Genomic DNA, 21,154 nt, shown 5'->3' on the forward strand with positions numbered 1-21,154 from the left:
GCCCTGCCGGGGCCAAACGTTTAAAAAGTTTGGCAAACAGGTTTTGAGTAAACCTTCCAGGCCTGAGGAAAGTTTTTTGCGGAGCTTTTTTTCAAAAAAGCGACCCGCCGGAGGCTTCATTGCCGCTTAAGCTGCCGCGTTCATGGCCAAAAAAAACGGGGCCCCTCTCTCCAGCCGGGCCCCGCTTTTCTTAGATCGTGTGCCCTATGCCTTGACGGCTTTCAGCTGCTCAATGAGCTGGGGCACCACGTCTTTGGCATCGCCCACGATTCCGTAGTGGGCAAACTTGAAGATCTCGGCGTTGGGGTCTTTGTTGATGGCAACGACGGTGCGGGAGTCGGCCATGCCCGTGGTGTGCTGGACCGTGCCGGAGATGCCCACGGCGAGGTAGAGCTCGGGGCGGACCGTCTTGCCGGTCTGGCCGATCTGGACGTCGTGGGAGATGAGGCCGGTTTCAAAGACGGGGCGGGTGCCGCCGATCTCGGCGTCCAGCTCCTTGGCCAGGTCTTTGAGCTGATCGAAGCAGTCGCCGGAGCAGGCGCCCATGCCCGCGGAGACCACGCGGATGGCTTCCTGGATGTTCTGGGCGGAGGCCTCGTGCTGCTTCACTTCCAGAACCTTGACCTGTGCGTCCTCTTCCTTGGCGGTGACCTCAATCTTGATGATCTCGCCGGTGCGGGACTCGTCTTTCTTGGGAACGGCCATGACGCCGGCACGTACGGTGGACATCTGGGGACGGTGGTCCGGGCAGAGGATGGTGGCCATGACGTTGCCGCCGAAGGCCGGACGGGTGGAGACGAGGATCTTCTTCTCTTCGTCGATGTCAAGCTCGGTGCAGTCTGCGGTACAGCCCGTGTGGAGCCTGAAGGAGATGCGCGGGGCCAGGTCGCGGCCCGTGGCCGAGGCGCCCACCAGAAGGATGTCGGGCTTTCTCTCTTCGGCTTCCTTGCAAATGATGTCGGTGTAGAGCTCGGTGCGGTAATCGGCCAGGACCGGGGCATCGGCCATGAGCACCTTGTCGGCACCAAAGGCGATGAGCTCCTTGGCGGTTTCCTCAACGTTCTCCCCGAGGATGACGGCGGTGAGCTCGCTGCCCAGCTTGTCGGCGAGCTTGCGGCCCTCTCCGAGGATCTCCAATGAAAGGGTGGAGCGGCTTAGTGGATCTTGCACCTGTCTACGAATACCCATACGCCTTTATATGCACTGGTATTTTTTTAGCAAAACCACAAACATTACCTTAGATGGCATTGATTTCCTGAAGTTTTTCCACCAGCTTCTGCGAGGACTCTTTGGGCGTCCCGTCGAGAAACTCCACCTGAGCCTTGGCGCGCTTGGGTGAAAAGACCTTGCGCAGGCGCGTGGGAGAGCCCTTGAGGCCGAAGTTGCCCACCTCGCCGTCTACATCGGCCATGCCCAGGACCTGGATCTCTTTTTCAAAGCATTCGAACACCAGGTCCATGCGGGGGATCCTGGGTACGTTGAGCTCTTTTTCGCAGGTGATCAGGGCAGGCATGGGGCCTTCGATGACCCGGGTGAGGTCTCCCATTTTCTGGTGGATCTTGACGGTGCCGTCACCCACCTCGATGCTTTCGGCATAGGAAAGTAGGGGGAGCTCCAGGAAGTCGGCGATTTCGGGGCCCACCTGGGCGGTGTTGCCGTCCATGGCCTCCACGCCGGAGAAGATCAGGTCGAAGTTGCCCAGCTTCTTGATGGCAAGGCCGAGGGTGTAGGCCGTGGCCCAGCAGTCGGCGCCTCCGAACTTGCGGTCCGTCAGGAGCACCGCGTGGTCGCATCCCATGGCCAGGGCCTCCCGGAGGGCCTCCTCAACCTGGGGGGGACCCATGGAGACAACGGTCACCTCAGCGCCTTTCTCCTCTTTCAGGGTCAGGGCCGCCTCAATGGCGTTCTTGTCGTTGGGGTTGATGATGCTGGGAAGACCGGATCGGATCAGGGAGCCGTTTTCGTCCCATTTTACCTCGGTTACGTCGGGAACTTGTTTTATGCATACAATGATTTTCATCTTAGAAGTCCTCTTAATCGGTAAAGTCGTCGATTCGCGTGTGATCGCGTCATGGGCTGTGTCGCCCACGGGCACCGGGCCGGCGTGTCGCCGCGTGCCTTACTTCTGAGTCAGGATCGTCATGCCGGCAATGGTCTTGTTGATCTCAAGGCTTGAAGCGACAACGCCGACGTGCATGGCGTTACGGAAGAGTTTTTCCACCTTGTACTCTTTGGAGTAGCCGTAGGACCCGTGGAACTGAACAGCCTGGCGGCACACTTCCTGGATCATGGGCACGGTGAAGACCTTGAGCTCGGAGGAGGCGGCCTCAAAGCCTTTCTTGCTCTCGTCCTGGAGCTTGACGGTTTTGTAGCACATGAGGCGGCACGCCTCGACGCGGGTCTTCATGTCGGCCAGCATCCAGGAGAAACCCTGCATGTAGCCCATGGGAAATCCGCCCACCACGCGCTCGTTGCCGTACTTCACAGACTCGTCCAGGGCTGCCTGGCCTCCGCCGATGGTGGCGGCGCACTGCTGGATACGCTCACCGGCGATCCAGCGCAGAAGAACGGCAGTTGGCTCGGCTCGCTTGCCCAGGATGTTGGCCTTGGGCACGCGGACGTCTTTGAAGAAGACATCGCAGGTGTCGGCGCCGTCCAGGCCCATGAGCTCGTAGTGGCCGGAGAAGGTAATGCCCGGGGACATCTTGTCCACGATGAAGGCCGTGGTGTCGAAGGGCTTGCCCTTCATGGAGAGGTCCTTGGCAAAGAAGATGCCGTAGCCGGGCTTGTTGGCCATACTGATGAAGCGCTTGGTGCCGTTTAAGATGAAGTCGTCGCCGTCGGGCTCGGCCGTGAGGGTCAGGGCGCGGGGGTCGGAACCGGTGTCGGGCTGTGGAAGGCGATGGCAGGCCAGGCGGTGCCGTCGCACAGGGGCGGAACGAATTTTTCAATCACCTCTTCGGTGCCCCAGTGGCAGATGGTCTCTGCAACGGAGTTGTTCATGAAGAAGGGGAGCATGCAGGTGGACCCGGTTTTGCCCACCTCTTCGGCAATGAGGATGAGGTTGAAGTTGTCGGCGCCGATGCCCCCGTATTTTTTGGGAACGTCCATGCCGAGCATCTTGTGCTTTGCAAAGATCTCCTGGAGATTGGGCGGATAGTCTTTGTGCTCTTTCATGTAAGCATCTATCCCGGGGATCTCTGTCTCACAGAACGCCTTTGCCGTTTTGATGACCATCTTGTTCAGTGGTGATAAGTTGAAATCCATTTCAATTCCTTTCCTTCTTCATTGATGTAAGGGTGTGGGCGTTTATGAAGCGGCTCCAATGAAGGCCTGGGCTCGGCGGGCACCCCCGGCGCTTTCCATCCGCCGCAATACACTTACCTCAAGTCCTTTAAAAGACGTTTTAAAAGAAGCTTCTCCTCCTGGGAAAAGCTCTGCAAAATCGTTTCATTGACGTGCTCGCGGGCCTGGAGCAGGTCCTCCTGGTACTCCCGGGCCTTGGCCGAGAGGTGGATCCGGATGGCCCGCTTGTCTTCGGCGTCGGTCGACTTGGAGATCCAGTCGGCGTCGGCCAGGCGGTCCAGCACCCCGGAGAGGGTGGCGTTGTCCAGGATCAGGCGCTTGCTTAAGTCCCCTGCCGTCAACCCGTCGTCCTCCCACAGGGCTTCGAGGATGAGGATCTGGACCGGAGTCAGCCCGTAAGGTTTGAGCATTTTCTTTAAGACGGCCTGTGACTTCTGGTTGGCCTTGGCAAACAGGAAGCAGATGCAGTCTTTGTACGTTTTTATCATGTGATCCCGTGGGTTGCGTGTGTCCGTGTGATGTCTTCCGATAAGAGGCGTTTGCCTGGCGGAGCGGGGTTTGGGCCGCTCCGGGGCTCTTTGTAGCGGGCCTCTATTTTGGAGACATGATCAATGTTCAGTATGGGGCTGTCCGGCACGATGATGTCGGGTTAAAGTTTGTAAGGATAACTTCCCTTGATCTTGCTCTTGCGCCCTATTTTTATGTTTTAGTTAATAAATTGAAAATATTATCTGAGAAAAGCTAAAATTGGTGTTTCTGTATATTAGTTTGTATGCAAAGGTATTTCTTCGACGACCCTTGTGTCAAGAAAAATGTGTACAGGCGGTAAAAAAGAGGGTGGGGTGGGGCAGGGGGGCTCAACGGCAAAGCGCCCCGGCAGACTGGGTGCCGGGGCGCTTTGAGGGGGATCAGATTCCCAGTTCGTCCATGGCTTCGTCGAGTTCGTAGAAGAAGCGGCTTTTTTTGGTGCGCTTTTTCCGCCGTGACGATGCGGAGGTGACGTAGAGGTGGCTTTCGGCCCGGGTGACGGCCACGTACATGAGGCGGCGCTCCTCTTCGAGTTCGCGGTCGCTCTCCATGGATCGCCAGTGGGGGAAGAGCTGCTCTTCCAGGCCCACGATAAAAGCCATGCGATACTCCAGGCCCTTGCTGGCGTGGACCGTGGAGAGGTGGACCCCTTTGCCGCCCCCGTCATCGTCGTCCTTGTCTTCCTGGATCAGGTTTACGTCTTCCAGGTAGTCCAGCAGGTTCTCCTTCAGGGAGGCGGTGTGGAGGAGTTCCTCCACCTGGTCCTTGCGGGTGTTGAACTCATCCGGGGTCTTGCAGTACCCCTCGAGGTACCCGAGGTAGTCGGTGCGGTCCAGAATCTCTTGGATGGCCAGGGCCGGGGGCATCTCCTTGATGGCGTCCAGGAGCTCGAAGATCATGGTGAGGCCATCGTGCACTTTTTTGGAGAGGACTCGGTTTTTGACCATCTGCCTGGCGGATTCCTGCAGGCTCATGAGGCCCACCCGCGCCTGGGAGATCTTGGTGATCATGGAAGGGCCAATGCCCCGCTTGGGGGTGTTGACGATGCGTTCGAAGGCCACGTCGTCCCCGGGAAAGGCCGCGGCCAGGAGGAAGCAGTTGAGGTCCAGGATCTCCTTACGCTCGAAGAAGCCCTTGGAGCCCACCATCTGATAGGGGATCTGGAGCTGGCGCAGGGCCTTTTCAAACCAGAGGGAGAGGGCCTTGGTGCGGTACATCACCACCATGTCCTCGTAGTCCACCCCGCTGCGGAATTCGGTACGGATTTTCCGGGCCACCCACTCGGCCTCTTCAAACTCGTTGAAGAAGGTGCGGGCCTGGATGACAGCCCCTCGTTTTTCGGAGAAGCAGTGCTTGTCCATGCGGCTCTCGTTGAAGCCGATGATGCCGTTGGCCAGCTGGACGATCTCGTCTGCGGACCGGTAGTTCTGCTCCAGGCGGAAGATCCGGGCGTTGGGATACTTGTCGGGGAAGGAGAGGAAGTGGCTGACGTTGCTGCCCCTGAACCCGTAGACCGCCTGCCAGTCGTCACCCACGCAGAAGAGGTTTTCATGGCCCAGCAGGAGGCGGGTGATCTCCTCCTGGAGGTTGTTGGTGTCCTGGTACTCGTCCACGAGGATGTGCTGGAACTTTTCCCGGTACTCGGCCTGGACTTCGGGGTGGTCCCGCAGCAGGTCCCGGGTGAGGCAGAGGATGTTGTCGAAGTCCAGGGCGTTCTTCTCTTTCAGGATGCGTTCGTACTCCCGGTAGATCCCTTCGGTTCGGCTCCGGGTGATGAGGGGCAGGGCGTCGAAGTACCGGTTGACGTTGCCGGAGTTCTTGGCCCGTGAGATCTCGGAGAGGATGGCCGGGGCGTGTTTCTTGTCGATGTTCTGGGTCAGGGCAATCTCCTTGATGGTCTTCTGCTGGTGGTAGCTGCTGAAGATCTCCAGGGGCATGCGGTAGCCCAGCTTGGTGCAGTGTTTCTTTAATATGGTGTAGCAGGCACTGTGGTAGGTGCGCACCCAGGGGAAATCCGTGTCCATGCAACCGGTCATCTGCATGAGACGGGTCTTCATCTCACCTGCGGCTTTGTTGGTGAAGGTGATGGCCAGAATGCGTCTGGAGTCCACGTTGCGCTCCATGAGCCGCGCAAACCGTGCCGTGAGGGTTCGGGTTTTGCCCGAGCCGGCACCGGCCACAACCAGGGCGGGGGAGCCGAGGTGCTCTACGGCAGCCGCCTGTTGTTGAGATAATTCCATTTTATATGTACTCCGTGAGGACGGTTGAGGGGGAGTGAGGAGAACGAAAGGGACTCAGGCCATGCGAAGGCCCCTGCACCTCCACACGTCCAAGGTAACGGGCCGATGTCACATGTCATCGCCGGGCGGCCGCAGCTTGCGTTTGCTCACGCTGGTATTACCTGAATCCTTCGGGCTCCGGCGGCCCAAGACAGAAACGGCCCCTCTGGGAATAAAGGGGCCGGCTAAGGTGCCAAGACGATACGACAATGCGTCCGGTGGATCAACCTAAAAATGGGCCACAAGGGCCGAAAAAGAGGGGGGATGGCCCGCCTTTGCGGGGCTTTCAGGGTATCAGGCGGCAGCCTCGGCTTCTGGCGCGGCGTTTTTCCTTCATGCGTCGGGCATGGGGTTGGGCGTAGAGGGCCAGGATAATTCCGGCCAGGGCGGCTGATGTGATGACAAACACCATGGGCTGCGTTCCGATGCGCGGGCGCCCGTGGTTCACGGCAGCGGTGTGGAGCCGGGGCGCACACGGTGGGTTGTTGGGGATGAACAGCGTAATTTAGTGATAATCGCTGTGCTGGAAGGATGTCAAGACATAATTATTTTCAGGGGGTTGGCGCGGCCCCGGGAGGGAACGCCCCGCTCAGGAGGGCTGCGCCCTGTTGGGGAGCCAGCGGTCCAAGATGCGGGAGAGTTCGGCCTTGCGAATGGGCTTGCTGAGGTAATCGTTCATGCCGGCGTCCAGGCAGGCCTCCCGGTCTCCCTTCATGGCAAAGGCGGTCATGGCGATGACGGGGATCTCCGGGTTCAACACCCCGGACCCCTGGGTGCGGATGAGCCGCGTGGCTTCATAGCCGTCCATCTCGGGCATCTGGACGTCCATGAGGACGAGATCGTAAGGGGTATGGCAAAGGGCCTGGACCGCCTCTTTGCCGTTGGTCACCGCATGGGTGTGGATGCCCATTTTCTGGAGCAGGAGCACGGCGAGTTTCTGGTTGGTGGGGTTGTCTTCGGCCAGGAGGACGTGGCCGTTGCGGCGCTGGTTCTCCTTGACCAGGCGGCGGGTGATGATGGGGGCGCGCCCGCTGTCCACAGGGCCTTTGCCCACCACCGCGGCCAGGGTGTCGTAAAGGTCTTTTTGTTTGACCGGCTTGATGAGGTAGCCGGAAAACCCGATTCCCTCCAGGCGCCGGGCGTCGCTTCTCTGGCCCATGGAGGTCATCATGAGGAGCAGGGTCCCCCGGTGGACCGGGTTGGCGCGGATGGCCCGCCCCAGGGCCTCGCCGTCCATCCCGGGCATCTGCATGTCGAGGATGGCCAGGTGATAGGGCGCGTCATCGGCCTTGGCCCGGTCAAGGGCGGCCAGGGCCTCTGCCCCGCCGGAGACGGCCCGTGCCTGGATACCCCAGGCGGTGAGTTGGGTGGTGAGGAGGCGCCGGTTTGTGTGGTTGTCGTCCACCACCAGCATGCGCAGGCCGTCGAGTTCGGCCAGGCGCAGGGGCTCGGGCTGGGATTTCTGCTTTTCCAGGCGCACGGTGAACCAGAAGTTGGACCCCTCGCCTTCCCGGCTGGCCACACCGATCTCTCCGCCCATGAGTTCCACCAGCTGTTTGGAGATGGTCAGGCCCAGGCCGGTGCCCCCGAACTGGCGCGTGGTGGACGGGTCCACCTGTTGGAAGCTCTGGAAGATCATGGGCTGCTTGGTCGGGGAGATGCCGATGCCGGTGTCTTTGACGGAAAACTTGAGGAGCACCTCCTGGCCGGTGTCCTCCTGGAGATCCACGTGCACGGAGACCTCTCCTTTTTCCGTGAATTTTACGGCGTTGCCCGTGAGGTTGATGAGGATCTGCTTGAGGCGGCCGGGGTCCCCTTTGAGGAAGGGGGGCACCTCCGGGGCCGGGGCGCAGATGAGCTCCAGGCGCTTCTCCTCGGCCTTGACGGCCATGAGCCCGGTAAAGTCGTCCAGCATGGCCCGCAGGTCGAAGTCCAGAAGGTCCAAGTTGAGTTTGCCCGCCTCGATTTTTGAGAAATCGAGGATGTCGTTGAGAAGGGCGAGAAGGGACTCCCCGGAGGCCTGGACCGTTTCGGCGAACTGGCGCTGTTCGTCGGTGAGGCGGGTTTCCAGGAGGAGGCCGGTCATGCCGATGACCCCGTTCATGGGGGTGCGGATTTCGTGGCTCATGTTGGCAAGGAAGGTGCTCTTGGCGTGGCTTGCTTCTTCGGCCTGCTCCAGGGCGTCCCGGAGCTGCTGTTCCATCTGCTTGCGCTCGGTGATGTCGCGCAGGACACAGTGCAGCACCTGGCGGTCCTGAAAGGCGATGGGGGTGAGGCTCACGTCCGTCCAGAAGGCTTCGCCGTCTGCCCGCCGGTGCATCCACTCAAAGGAGGTGGGGCCCTGGGCCAGGGCCTTGGAGAAGAGGGCGTCCATGGCCGGGGCCGTGGGCGTGCCGTCGGGCTGGTGGGTGGGAGAAAAGCGGGATGGGTGGGTGCCGATCACCTCCTCGGTGGACGGCATGCGCAGCATGTGCAGGGCTGCTTCATTGCAGTCGATGAACCGGTTGCCCTCAATGAGAAAGACCGAGTCGGCGGTGTCTCGGAAGAGGCGCCGGAAACGTTCTTCGCTCTGCTGCAGCTCCTCCTGGGCCAGGCGGACGGTGGTGATGTCCCGAGCGGAGCACAGGACCCCGGTGATCCTGCCGGTGCCCTCCAGCACGGCGGTTTTGGAGATAAGCAGGCTTTTGAGGGTCCCCTCTCTGCTGAACGTCCACTCATCGGTGATGGGCTGGCCCTGCTCCAGCACCTCACGGTCCCCCTTGGAGAAGAGCTCGGCCTGGTCCCGGGAGAAGAGTTCCCAGTCGGTGCGCCCTTCGATGGCCTCGCGCTTTTTTTTCATAAAGGCGGTGCAGGCGTCGTTGACCATGCGATACACCCCGCCTTTGTCCTTGAGCATCAGGAGATCCGTGGTGGACGCGAAGATGGCCTCCAGCAGGGACTGCTGTTTTAAAAGGACGGTTGAGACCCGTTGCCGCTCCTCCAGGACCTCGTTGATCCCCACGGCCAGGTCTCGGAACTCGGCGTGGCCGTACACCGTAATATCCAGGGAGTTGCCCTCGGAGGTGGTGAAGTCTTCCTGAAAGGTCTGGAACTGGGTCACCAGGCGGGTGGAGTACCGGCGTCCCAGCCAGGTGCAGAACAGGCCCAGGGCTCCCATGGCCGCCAGCATCAGGCCGAGCCTGGCCGAAAAGTTGGTGACCATCTTTTGCTTGGCCAGGGCCACGGCGTCGTCGAGCCGGTCCAGGTTAAGGCAGGAGCCCACGGCCCATTGCCAGTCATCCACCCCGCGGACATAGGCTATTTTTTTCATCAGGGTGGGGTCCGGAGGGGTTCGGAAGGCGTGGGTCACGAACCCCCCGTCCGGGTGCTTGGCCGCGGCAATGAACTCCTGAACGGTTTTCATGCCGTGGGGGTCGGTATCGTCCCACAGGTTTTTCCCGATGAGGTCCTTGCGGGTGCGGTTCACCAGGAGGGTGCCGTCGTAGGCCGTCACGAAAATATACCCCTCGCCACCTGCATAGGAGATGCCCTCCAGCTGCTGCCGGGCCAGGGCCTCGGTGTCGCCCTGAATGTCATCTAAGTATTCGCCGGTGCCGATGATAAGGCCAAGAGGCTCAAAGAGGCGAAGGTGGGAGAGTTTGGGGCTCTGGAATTTCTCCTCGGGGCTCTTGGCCCACTTGTACTGACTGAAGCCCTGGCCGGTTTCCTGGATGGTGGCGATAAAGTTCTGGATCAGCAGTACCCCGTCTTCATCGGTGAGGTCAGCCAGCTCCCGCCCTTCGAGGTCGGGGAGCAGAGGGTGGACAATCATCCGGCCTGTGATGTCCAGGACAAAGTAGTAGCCGCGCTTGTCGTTCCAACGCAGGGCGTACAGGGCATCATAGATCCGTTTTTCGACCTCTTTTCTCGGTTGCTCTAGGTGGGTGTTGTAGAGGTGGGCGGTGATGCCCAGGGCCTCTTCTGTGCGGGATTTCAAGTCCCGGCGCAGGCGGGCGCGCTCGGCCTTTCTCTGAAAGGCAATGTCTTCCATGGCCCGGTTGACCTGATACGAAATGGTTCTGCGAAGCTCTTCCATGAGTTTCAGGCGCAGGCTTCGGCTGTTGTCACGGAACTGGAGGTAGTCCTGCCCTGCCCAGAGCAGGGTGGCCAGGATCAGGACCATGGCAGGCACGGCGATGACCATCTGGGAGATCTGGGATGAGAACTGGGGGAGGGCCCTCCGTTTCCTGAGAAGCCGGGCCGATATCAGCAGAATATAGATGACGGCCACAAAGCAGAGAAATAGGATGACCGTGTTGATGTAAAAAAAGGGGCGGGGCAGTTCCCCTTCGGACTCCCCCCACACCACGCTGCCCAGGGGCAGGTCTTTTTTGGGGATGTCGAACTTTTTCAGCATGGCGTTGTCGAACATGTACAGGTTGGGGCTGGAGTCGATGATGTGAAGCTGGTCCGCCTTCTTTCCCTTGAGGATCCTCAAGGCAAGGGCCGCCGCACTTTGCCCCTGGTCCATGGAACTTGCCATGCGCCCGCCCACCACACCGGTTCCCAGGAAAAAGTCCCAGAGCCCGAATACGGGAGCCCGTGACGCCTGGGCGATGATCCTGGCGCCCTCTTCGTAGGAGAAGTACTCCCCGGCGCCGTCCCGGTTGAAGAGGAGGAGAAGGACCACGTCCCCTGGGCCCAGGCCCTTGAGCTCCCGCGTGAGGTCCTCTCGGGAGAGGCCGCTCCACCACAGTGTTTCCACCTTGCCCCTCAGCTCCTCAAAGGCCTGTTGCGTCAGCTGTTGCATGTTTTTAGCCGTGGGGGTGATGCCGGTGATGACGATGATTCGCCTGGTTTTCGGGAAGAGGGAGAGGGCCAGCCTTGCGGTGCCCAGGGGGTCGGGCTGCTCCACCACGCCGGTGATGTTACCGTCGAAGCCTTGGAGCATGGACGGGACAAAGCCGTTGATGCCGCAGAAGACCACGGGAACACCGGGAAAAAGTTCCGGGCCGTATTGCCTGAGGAAGTTCAGGGCGTTGTTGTCCGAACAGATGATGGCATGGGGCTGGCTGGAGGCGTATTTCCTGGCGAGAAAGTCCCGGCTCGGGGCGGTTATTTGGGCCACGGAACGACGCTTGCTGTCCAGATATTCCACCTGGAGCTCGATGTTCCTGCCCTCAAAGGCGCGGGTGATGGATTCAGTGATGCCGTCGGTCCATGCGTATCCCTGGTGGTAGGAGTGCAGGAGAAGGACACGCCGGGCAAGGCTCGACCCGTCCGCGTGGCCCGGCGTTCCAAGAAGGCACCCCAGCAGCAGGAGGCAAAGGGCCGTCAAGCCATATGTGCGGTGCACCGGAGACGCCATGGGAACTCCTGGACCCCGTGAACCCGTGGGGTCGGTTTGTTGGAATGCCGCTGCGGGAAAAGGGTGAAGGCGGTTGCAAAGCAGGCATGTCTGCAGCGGTGGGGCCGCCATCATTTGGTTGCCTGGTCGTCGTACGTGTTAACGGGTTGGCGCCGGACCGGGCCGCCGGAGGCAGTTTTTTTCCGATGAATGGCTGCCTCTGTGCCACGGCGACCACATTGCGGTGGGCTTGGACCTTCTCGTCTGGAAGGGTGGCATGGCACGGGGATCCCTGGCTTTGAGGTGAGCCAGGCGCGAGCCTGTCGACTTCAGGCGTTTTCGGTGTCGTCGGTGCCGGTTCAGGATTCAGGTGCGGGGATCGGGTTGGGAGACGCAAGGGGCCGCCTTTTCATGCCCGTGGGTAGTCCCGCTCCTGCAAGGGCTCATCGTGGGCGGGGGAAGGGGCCATGGGGGTGATGACAAAGCTCTGTTTGGTGCGGCCTTTCAAGGTTCATCACGTAAAAAGAATACGGTATCGGCCGGATTGTGTCAAGGTGGCCTCCCTTACGGCAACAGGCCGTTTCGGGCCAAAAAAGGCGGGGTCCGGCTGATGCGATGCGCTCCGTAATTATACGTGATTTTAGGCGGTTTTTGCTTATTGACATAAAAATAAATAAACGAACATTTGTTTATAAATAAGAGCAGGGCCCTGCCCATGGACGGTGCTTTTGGGGGAATGGGTCCTGCCTGAGAGGGCTGCATGGGGGAGGAAAGCGTCGGGGGCACGGTTTGGGTAGCAGTGGCTCGTTTTCAACAGCCGGTCTTCCCCGTGACGGGAGCGCAACGCATGGCGGAATGAATATTCTCGGGGCCAACGTCCCGGTATAAAAGGGGAAACGTTTTAAACAATTTCATGGGTAAATAAACGATCGTTTATTGAAGAAGCTGCCATTGTGCCTTGGGGCCTTTGCAGCCTCGGGCTGCCGGGCATGAGGGAGACTACGTCTGAGGCCTGAGCCCGGAGGGCAGGCTCAGGGAGAGAGTGAGAAAGCGGAAGCCCTGTAAGGGGCCCCCGCTTCACCGTTGGATGGATAACGTCAGCGACTCAAACGTCTCAGTTGTCGCTTTGGTGGTTTCGTCGGAGCTCAGTCTCCACCATGACACCGTATTTGTACGCCTTGGCCCCTTCGTTTTGCGGCAGGAGAGCATATCCCCCAACCCAGGGCTGCTGGTCAGCAAGTTCGGCCAGGTTATTGCGGATGCGCTCGGCTTTCAGGGTTTGGTCATGGGTCTTGGCTACGTAATTTTTGGGGATGTAGACCCTTCGCTGGGAAACCCGCAGGTCGCCGTTGGGCATCTCTTTGGCCCGGACTTCAATGACTCGCCCCTCACCATTTGTAAAGTAGCTGATACCACCCAGCCCCGTGTTCAGTGCCTGGGTGCCCAGGGCGTGAAGATCAGTCCCCGGCTGGGCCACGCGGCCTTGGGTAAAATCAAAAAATCCGGCGGACGCGGTACCGGCAGTCACGGTCAGGGCAAGCAGCACGAGGGCTGCTGAAAAAAGGTGTTTTGTGTACGAGGTGATTTGTTTCATGGTTAAAAATCTCCAGTGTATGTGTTGTGTCCGACGGCCCGGATGAGGACGGCGAACCAGCACCCTTTTTTGCAGGGTGATTCGGTCTTTTTGTAACATGAGTCTTCATGAACCGTGCCATGGGGACTGGTTAAACCGGTATGGGGAGGCGAGGTTTTGAACGGGCCCGTGCCGTGCCGCTTTTCGAGCCGTTTTCCGGCCCCTTTCTCGGCCCCATCTTTTTCCTGTCTCTGCCCAGATCCTGATGAATACTCTTCAGAGAGGTGAAGAATAGTGTGCAACGGGCGTTCATCTCCCCTGGACATGGGGCTCGGTTTAACCCGCTGAATGGAAACCGAAACCGCGCAAAGTCCCTGAATCATCGGGTCGTGGCACGGCTGTTGCTCATGAGCATGGTGCGGGAAAGTACTGAAACGGGTAGAGGTGGCGTCTATCCCGGATACCCCATGAAAAAACGGCCAGGTCAGGTCCAAAAGATTTTACTACAGGCTGGCTGGCCATGGACGTTTTGGTGCTTCGAAGTGCAACGCGTAACTGGTGGCTTTTCTGACTGTTTTTTGTTCTTTGGGTGAGCCTGGTTACGGGGATGGAACAGATTTTTGATGGGATGGAAGCATGATGAGAATGATTGCCATAGCAATATGTATTTTGGCGTGGGGATGGTTTCCAGCCGTTGGGCTTGCCGGTGAGGAAGCCCTGGCCGAGCTGGTTCTCGAGGCCGTGGAAGCCAACGCAGAGATCCGTGCCGACCGGGAGAGGGTTTCAGGGCTCAGGGCGGCATCGGAGTATGCAGAAGCCCTTCCCAACCCCAGGCTCGGGGTGGGGCTTATCAACGTGCCGGTGGACAGCTTTGACCTGGACCAGGAGCCCATGACCCAGAAACAGGTCTCCGTGACCCAGCGGCTCCCCTGGCCGGGGAAACGGGGACTGGCAGCCGAGTCCCGCCTCCTTGAAGCCCGACGGGCCGAGGCCGGGATGAAGGAAAAGGTCCTTGCCCTCCAGCGGGAAGTGGCAGGCACCTATTATGAGCTCTGGTTCGTGACCGAGAGCCTTCGGCTCAACAGGGAGCTGTTTGAACTGGTGAGCCAGTTGATCCATGTTTCGGCCTCACGGTACGGCGCAGGTCGGGAGATTCAGGAAGCGGTGCTTTCGGGGGAACTGGAGCTGAGCGGGCTTACCAACGAAAGGCTGGCCCTTGAGGGAGAGCGTCGCAGGCTGGAGATCCGGATCAACCTGTTGCTTCAGCGGGATGTTTACGGCCCGGTCATACCCGAGAGCCGCCTGGACCTGCCGCAGCTTCGGCCGGCAGAAGCCTGGGTGGCCCAGGCCGAAGCAGGAAACCCCCGCCTGGAGCTGTTGAGGCATGAGGTGTCCTTGAGCCGGGTTGCCGTTTCCCTGGCGGAAAAGGAGACTATGCCGGATGTGGATGTCAGCCTGGCCTACGGACAGCGGGAAGATGACCCCATGGGCAACAGCAGGGACGATTTTGTGTCCCTGTCCGCCTCCATTCCTGTTCCTGTCTGGAAGGCGCGACGGGAAGACCGGCTTGTGGCCTCCAGAAGGGCGGGGGAGCGTGCGGCTCTCCTGCGGTATCAGGGGTATCGCCTGGAGTTGCCCCATCTGGTGGGCGGCGTGGTTACAGAGATGGGAACGGCCGTGGATCGTCACCTTTTTTATACTGAAGACCTCGTTCCAAGGGCGCGCCAGCTCTCCGAAGCCCTGGTGTCCCGCTACGAAGTGGGGGGTGTCTCCTACACGGACATGATTGAGGCTGCCATGGCAGCCATGCGGGCGGAACTGACGGCAAGACAGTATCTCAAGGACGCCCTGTTGGCAGAGATGAGACTCATGGCGCTGGCCGGGGGGACCTTTCCCGGTGTCGCTCCGTTTTTAAAGAGTGTGGAGCCGCAAGCTCCCCAAGGCCAGTAATCCCGCGGAGGAGAGAAACAGATGATACGGAACATACGTTTTACGAGGTGGCCCTGGGGCATGGGGCTTGTTGTGGCTCTTGTGGTTTTGGCCGTGGGGGTTCTGTTCCTGCAGAGACCGGGACAGAAGGGGTCCGGGTCGACTCCTGTGGTCCACGGGGATCATGTCCATGAGACCGAAGCCGAGTTGTGGACCTGCAGCATGCATCCTTTCATTGTGCTGGATGAGCCCGGGGACTGCCCGGTGTGCGGCATGGCCCTGATCCCGAAAGCGGTGGAGGCACCTGCCCTGGCCCAGGACAAAGAGAGGGTGGTGGCCTATTGGCGGGCCCCCATGAATCCTGCCGAGATATATGATGCCCCCGGCAAAAGCGCCATGGGCATGGATCTGGTTCCCGTGTACGAGGATGAACTCGTGGGCGGGGTGGAGATTCGCATCGACCCGGTGGTGGAGCAGAACATGGGGGTGCGCATCCAGGCCGCGGAGCGCGCCCGACTGGCCCGCAGCGTTCATACCTGGGGCCACGTCACCTGGGACGAGACCCGCACCTACGATATCAGCCCCCGGTTTTCCGGCTGGATCCAGACCCTCCACGCCAATTTTGAAGGTCAGAATGTGAAAAAGGGCGACCCGTTGTTCACGGTCTACTCCCCGGAGCTCATCGCCGCCCAGGAGGAGTACCTCCACGCCCGGCAGCGGCTGGGTGGTCCGGGAAGCGGTTACAACGAGAGGCTCCTGGCCTCGGCGAAACGAAAGCTGCTCAATTATGCCATGGCCCCGTCCGAGATTCGACGGGCGGAGAAGCGGGGGCGGGCCCTGGATACCGTGACAATCACCTCTCCCTATAACGGGGTGGTGGTGGACAAGCGGGCCGTGGAAGGCAGGTATTTCGGTGCCGGAACCACCTTGTTCACCGTTTCGGACCTCTCCAGGGTCTGGGTGGAGGCCCATGTCTACGAGTACGAAGTGGCGAGGGTGAGGGCCGGTCAGCAGGCCTCCATGGTGCTTCCCTTCAGCCCCGGTGAGAGCCGGACGGGCAAGGTGGCCTTTGTCTATCCCTTTATGGAGGGCAAGACCCGCGATATCACCGTGCGCATGGAGTTTGACAACGACGACGCCTTTTTAAAGCCCGATATGTACGCCAACGTAACCATCGAAACCGGTACCGGGGACACAGGGGTGGTGATTCCCTCCGAGGCCGTCCTGCGCTCCGGCAGCAAAGAGACGGTGTTCGTGCGGACCGGAAAGGGGCGCTACACCCCCCGGGACGTCCTCACCGGCGTGACCCTGGATGACGGGCGTCTCCATGTGCTCCAGGGTGTTGCCCCCGGGGACCAGGTGGTGGTCTCCGGCCAGTTCCTTCTGGACTCGGAATCCCAGCTCAAAGAAGCCGTGGCTAAGATGATGGAGGCCGTCAACCCGCCGGCACCCGAGGCCAGGTCGATGGATTCCAAAGAAGATGATTTTTTTGAGGATATGTAAGACGCAGGGGATAAATCCCCTGCACCCCAGGTTCGTAAATGCTCCGTCCCTTCGTTCCTCAGGGACGTCACATTTACTGACGGGCTTCGCCCGTGATGGGTGGTGTGGAATCTTTGCATTTTCTCATTTTTCGACAAGGGCGAAGCAATTTCAAGCGTGGAGGCAGAGCCTCCAAAGATCATTCCCAGGCGGAGCCTGGGAACGAAAGATATCTTGATTCCGTTTATTGCACCTTGCCCTCGGTGTTTAGCACGGGCACAGCCCGTCAGCGAATGTGATCGGCCTGAGGAACGAAGGCCGGGAGCATTGGCGACCCTGGGGTCAAGGGGCTCAGCCCCTTGCCGCCGGAGGCGTTTTTTATCGATTTTTTTCTGATCAAGGCGAAAAACGATGATTGAAAAACTGATTATATGGTCTGTGCGGAACCGGTTCCTGGTGATTCTTGCCACCTTGTTTGCGGTGGCGGCGGGGCTCCTTGCCATGTCCCGGATGCCGCTGGATGCCATTCCCGACCTGTCCGATGTACAGGTGATTGTTTACACGGACGTGCCCGGCCAGGCGCCCCAGGTGGTGGAGGACCAGGTGACCTATCCCCTGACCACGGCCATGCTGAGCGTGCCCTATGCCAAGTCGGTGCGGGGGTACTCCTTTTTCGGGCTCTCCTTTGTCTACATCATTTTTGAAGACGGCACGGACATCTACTGGGCCCGCTCCCGGGTGCTGGAGTATCTCAACGTGGTGGCCGGGCGCCTCCCCGACGGGGTGACCCCGGGCCTGGGGCCGGATGCCACGGGCGTGGGGTGGGTGTACGAGTACGTGCTTAAAGATGCTTCGGGCACCCTGGACAACCAGCAGCTCCGCAGCATCCAGGACTGGTACCTGCGTTATGAACTCACAGCGGTGCCCGGCGTCTCCGAGGTGGCCAGCATCGGTGGGTTTGTGAAGCAGTACCAGGTGGAGGTGGACCCTTCGCGGCTGAATGCCTACAACCTCACCATCGGCCAGATCCGCAAGGCCATTGAACGGTCCAACACCGACGTGGGAGGGCGCCTGGTGGAGATGGCCGAGACGGAGTTCATGGTGCGGGGCCTGGGCTATCTCTCTTCGGTGGAGGACCTGGAGAAGGTTTCCCTGGGCGTGGATGAAAAAGGCACGCCGATCCTGTTGAAGCACGTGGCCCGGGTAAAGATAGGCCCGGAGCTGCGGCGCGGGGTCCTGGAGTGGAACGGTGAAGGTGAGGTGGTGGGGGGCATCGTGGTGATGCGCTACGGTGAGAACGCCCTGGCCACCATCGAACGGGTGAAGACCCGTCTCATGGAACTGGAAGCGGGCTTGCCCGAAGGGGTGACCATTGAGATGGGTTATGACCGCTCCGGCCTCATTGAACGGGCCGTCTCCACCCTTACGGTGAAGCTGGTGGAAGAGATGGCCGTGGTGGCCCTGATCTGTGTGATCTTTCTCCTGCACTTCCGGTCCGCCTTTGTGGCCATCTTCACCCTGCCCGTGGGGATTCTCATCTCCTTTACCGTCATGTACGCCCTGGGCATCAACGCCAACATCATGAGCCTGGGGGGCATCGCCATTGCCATCGGGGTGATGGTGGACGCTTCGGTGGTGCTGGTGGAGAACGCCCACAAGCACATGGAACGGAGCGGGGGCACCCGCTCCCACCGGCAGATCATCATCGACGCCTCCCGGGAGGTGGGCCCGGCCCTGTTTTACAGCCTCTTGATCATCACCGTCTCCTTTCTGCCGGTCTTTACCCTGGAAGAGCAGTCGGGGCGCATGTTTCGCCCCCTGGCATATACCAAAACCTTTGCCATGGCTGCTTCTTCGGTCCTTGCGGTGACGGTGATCCCGGTGCTCATGACCTTTTTTGTCAGGGAAAAAGGGATGGCCGATGACCAGCCCAAAAGGCGTCGTCGCCTTATTTACAGCCTGGCTGGCGTGCTGCCCCCTGTGGGGGTGCTGGTCGCCCGCTCCTTTGGCGTTTCGATGCCCTCCTGGAGCTTTTGGCTAACCCTGGTGGCGGGCATTCTCGTGGTGATGGTGGCGCTGCCCCAGAGGATCCTCAGCGAAAAAGAAAACCCCTTGAGCCGCGTTCTTATTCGCCTCTATCGGCCGGTAATCCATGGCGTGCTTGCCCATCGAAAGCTGACCATCATCGTTGCCACCCTTGTGATTGCCGCCACCTATGTGCCGGCCTCCCGGCTGGGCAGTGAGTTCATGCCTCCCTTGAACGAGGGAGATTTGCTCTACATGCCCACGACCCTGCCGGGCATTTCCGTGACCAAGGCCCGGGAGCTTTTGCAGCAGACCGACAAGATCATCCAGCGTTTTCCAGAAGTGCGTCACACCCTGGGAAAGGTGGGCCGTGCCGAGACGTCCACGGACCCGGCTCCCTTGTCCATGATCGAGACCACCATCGTATTGCGGCCCAAGGTGGAGTACGAGACCCTGGTGGTGGACCGGTTCTACGACGGCTGGCCGGGGTGGCTGGCTCGTCCCCTCTCCCTGGTGTTTCCCAAGGAGAAAAAAGGAAAGATCCTTCATGAGTGGCGCAAGCGGCCTGTGCCCCGGTTTTTTTCGGACTGGCCCGGTTTCTTGAAAGCGCCCCTGGGATGGGTTCTTCCCGAAGAGCGCTACCTGACCATGGATGAGCTGGCCGACGAGCTGAACCAGGCCGTGAAGTTCCCCGGGCTCACCAACGCCTGGACCATGCCCATCAAGACCCGCATTGACATGCTCTCCACAGGTATCAAGACCCCGGTGGGGGTCAAGATCATGGGCACGGACCTGAAGACCCTCTCAGAGCTGGGGGCCCGGGTGGAGGCCGTGCTTCGGCCCCTTGAAGGGACCCTGTCCGTCTACTCCGAGCGGGTCACAGGGGGCAAGTACCTGGACATCGACATCAACCGGGACCACATCGTGCGCTACGGTCTTTCTGTGGATGACGTGCAGGAGGTGATCATGACCGCCATCGGGGGGCTCAACATCACCTGGACCGTGGAAGGCCTGGAACGCTATCCCGTGAACCTGCGCTACAGCCGGGAGTTCCGCAGCGACCTGGAGAGCCTGGGGCGGGTCCTGGTGCCTACGCCGTCAGGCGCCCACGTGCCCCTGGCCCAGCTGGCCACCCTCTCCTTTAAAGACGGCCCGGCGGGCATCAAGAGCGAAAACGCCCGGCGCACCGCCTGGGTTTACGTGGACCTGAAGGGCATGGACGTGGGCACCTATGTGAAGAAGGCCAAGGAGGTTGTGAACAGCCACGTGACCCTGCCGCCGGGGTACTCCATGGTCTGGTCCGGTCAGTTCGAGTACATGGAAAAAGCCAGGCAATCCCTGATGCTCATCGTGCCGGCCACCCTGGTGATCATCTTTGTGCTTCTTTACTTGCATTTTGGCAGCCTCACCGAGGCCGCCGTGGTCATGGCCAGCCTCCCCTTTGCCCTCACCGGGGGGATCTGGCTCATCTACCTTCTGGGCTACAACCTCTCCGTGGCCGTGGTGGTGGGTTTTATCGCCCTGGCAGGCCTGGCCGCAGAGACCGGGGTGGTGATGCTTGTCTACTTAAATGAAGTCTATACCAGGCGCCTTGCCGAAGGGCAGATGAACACCCCTGGCGACCTCTACGGGGCCGTCATCGAAGGGGCCGTGGAGCGGGTCCGGCCCAAGCTCATGACCGTTGCCACCACCCTCATCGGCCTGCTGCCGGTGATGTGGGGCAGCGCCACCGGCGCCCAGATCATGAAGCGCATCGCAGCTCCCATGGTGGGAGGGCTCGTCTCCTCCACCGTGCTGACCCTCATCATCATCCCGGCCATCTATTACGGGATCAAGGCCAGGGAGATAAAGGCTCGCAAATGACCCGGGGCCAACGTCCCGGCGCCTGAAGAGTTTAAAGGGTCGGTCCCCGGCAAAGGTGCCGCGGGGCCGACAGGTAACAACCAACACAGATAGAAGGAAACGTTATTCATGAAACAGCACACATTGATCCTGAGCCTGCTGGCTCTGTTGACCCTGGGACTTTTTTCCCTGGCCTCGGCCGGTGGACATGAGCACGGATCTTCGGATCACGGAGATAAGATGCACATGGATCATTCCATGGACATGAAGGGCCATGACATGGGTATGGGGGAGGTTATCCGAACCCATACCGTTGACGACTTGACACTTACCTACCGCCTTATCGACATGCACCAGCGCATGAAGGATATGGAGGGCATGGAGTCCATGTCCGGCAAGGTGGCTTCCCACCATCTGATGCTGGATGTGAAAGGGAAAAACGGGGTCATGGTCCATGACGCCAAGGTCGGATTCGTCATCACCGATCCCGCCGGCAAAGAGGTTAAAACCATGGCCATGGCCATGGGCGGCGGACACGGCGCGGATGTGGAGATGAAACAGAGTGGGACCTACACCCTGAAGGTGAAGGTCAAAGCCGGCGACAAGGTGGTGAAGGACTCGTTTACGCACATGACAAAGTAACGGGCAAAGGAGGCGAAGGGATAACGATTCAATTTGCCTCCGGCGGGTCGCTTTTTTGAAAAAAAGCTCCGCAAAAAACTTTTCGAATGCACCCGCGCTTCGTTTGATCGCCCTTCGGGGCAATTAAAACGAAGCGCGGGTGCGATATTATTTGGTGAAGCCTCGGAAGTCATAGTCAACACGGGCGAAGCCCGTCAGGGAATGTGATGAGCCTGAGGAACG

At 60.2% G+C, this 21,154-nt stretch carries 13 protein-coding genes; 4 read left to right on the top strand and 9 right to left on the bottom strand.

The features are described from left to right. Window positions 1-204: 204 nt before the first annotated feature. The 9 genes from ACOYW2_RS26700 to ACOYW2_RS26740 form a co-directional block, all read right to left on the bottom strand. Window positions 205-1,188, bottom strand: coding sequence for an electron transfer flavoprotein subunit alpha/FixB family protein (locus ACOYW2_RS26700; RefSeq protein ID WP_482768543.1), 984 nt, complete (start codon window positions 1,186-1,188; stop codon window positions 205-207). A 49-nt stretch (window positions 1,189-1,237) separates the two neighbouring features. Then, window positions 1,238-2,020: an electron transfer flavoprotein subunit beta/FixA family protein gene (locus ACOYW2_RS26705; protein WP_180138746.1), complete on the bottom strand. Its 783-nt coding sequence runs from the start codon at window positions 2,018-2,020 to the stop codon at window positions 1,238-1,240. A 99-nt stretch (window positions 2,021-2,119) separates the two neighbouring features. Further along, on the bottom strand, window positions 2,120-2,929 hold the full coding sequence (locus ACOYW2_RS26710) for an acyl-CoA dehydrogenase family protein (protein ID WP_482768544.1): 810 nt from the start codon (window positions 2,927-2,929) through the stop codon (window positions 2,120-2,122). Continuing rightward, complete coding sequence (locus ACOYW2_RS26715; RefSeq protein WP_482768545.1) at window positions 2,860-3,267, bottom strand: acyl-CoA dehydrogenase family protein; 408 nt, start codon at window positions 3,265-3,267, stop codon at window positions 2,860-2,862. Before ACOYW2_RS26715 ends, ACOYW2_RS26710 begins: the two co-directional genes overlap by 70 nt. Window positions 3,268-3,380: 113 nt before the next feature. Beyond that, the gene (locus ACOYW2_RS26720; protein WP_482418798.1) at window positions 3,381-3,794 is read right to left on the bottom strand and encodes a MarR family winged helix-turn-helix transcriptional regulator; all 414 of its coding nucleotides are present in this window, start codon (window positions 3,792-3,794) and stop codon (window positions 3,381-3,383) included. Window positions 3,795-4,214: 420 nt separating this feature from the next. Beyond that, window positions 4,215-6,074 carry an ATP-dependent helicase gene (locus ACOYW2_RS26725; protein ID WP_482418799.1) on the bottom strand — a complete coding sequence of 620 codons (1,860 nt, stop codon included), beginning with the start codon at window positions 6,072-6,074 and terminating at the stop codon, window positions 4,215-4,217. A 325-nt stretch (window positions 6,075-6,399) separates the two neighbouring features. Then, window positions 6,400-6,525 carry a hypothetical protein gene (locus ACOYW2_RS26730; protein ID WP_482768546.1) on the bottom strand — a complete coding sequence of 42 codons (126 nt, stop codon included), beginning with the start codon at window positions 6,523-6,525 and terminating at the stop codon, window positions 6,400-6,402. A gap of 177 nt (window positions 6,526-6,702) precedes the next feature. Next, on the bottom strand, window positions 6,703-11,460 hold the full coding sequence (locus ACOYW2_RS26735; RefSeq protein WP_482768547.1) for a cache domain-containing protein: 4,758 nt from the start codon (window positions 11,458-11,460) through the stop codon (window positions 6,703-6,705). Between the two features lie 1,093 nt (window positions 11,461-12,553). Continuing rightward, on the bottom strand, window positions 12,554-13,033 hold the full coding sequence (locus tag ACOYW2_RS26740) for a hypothetical protein (protein ID WP_482768548.1): 480 nt from the start codon (window positions 13,031-13,033) through the stop codon (window positions 12,554-12,556). Window positions 13,034-13,648: 615 nt separating this feature from the next. Here ACOYW2_RS26740 and ACOYW2_RS26745 point away from each other — a divergent pair. From ACOYW2_RS26745 to ACOYW2_RS26760, 4 genes are all read left to right on the top strand, one after another. Then, the gene (locus ACOYW2_RS26745) at window positions 13,649-14,962 is read left to right on the top strand and encodes a TolC family protein (protein ID WP_482768549.1); all 1,314 of its coding nucleotides are present in this window, start codon (window positions 13,649-13,651) and stop codon (window positions 14,960-14,962) included. 21 nt (window positions 14,963-14,983) lie between these two features. Then, entirely contained in the window at window positions 14,984-16,444 is a 1,461-nt protein-coding gene (locus ACOYW2_RS26750; protein ID WP_482768550.1) for an efflux RND transporter periplasmic adaptor subunit, read from the top strand. A gap of 390 nt (window positions 16,445-16,834) precedes the next feature. Beyond that, window positions 16,835-20,311: an efflux RND transporter permease subunit gene (locus tag ACOYW2_RS26755; RefSeq protein WP_482768551.1), complete on the top strand. Its 3,477-nt coding sequence runs from the start codon at window positions 16,835-16,837 to the stop codon at window positions 20,309-20,311. Window positions 20,312-20,419: 108 nt separating this feature from the next. After that, entirely contained in the window at window positions 20,420-20,932 is a 513-nt protein-coding gene (locus ACOYW2_RS26760; RefSeq protein ID WP_482768552.1) for a hypothetical protein, read from the top strand. The last annotated feature ends 222 nt before the right edge of the window (window positions 20,933-21,154 follow it).

The organism is Desulfoluna sp. CLI2B (genome assembly GCF_056847375.1).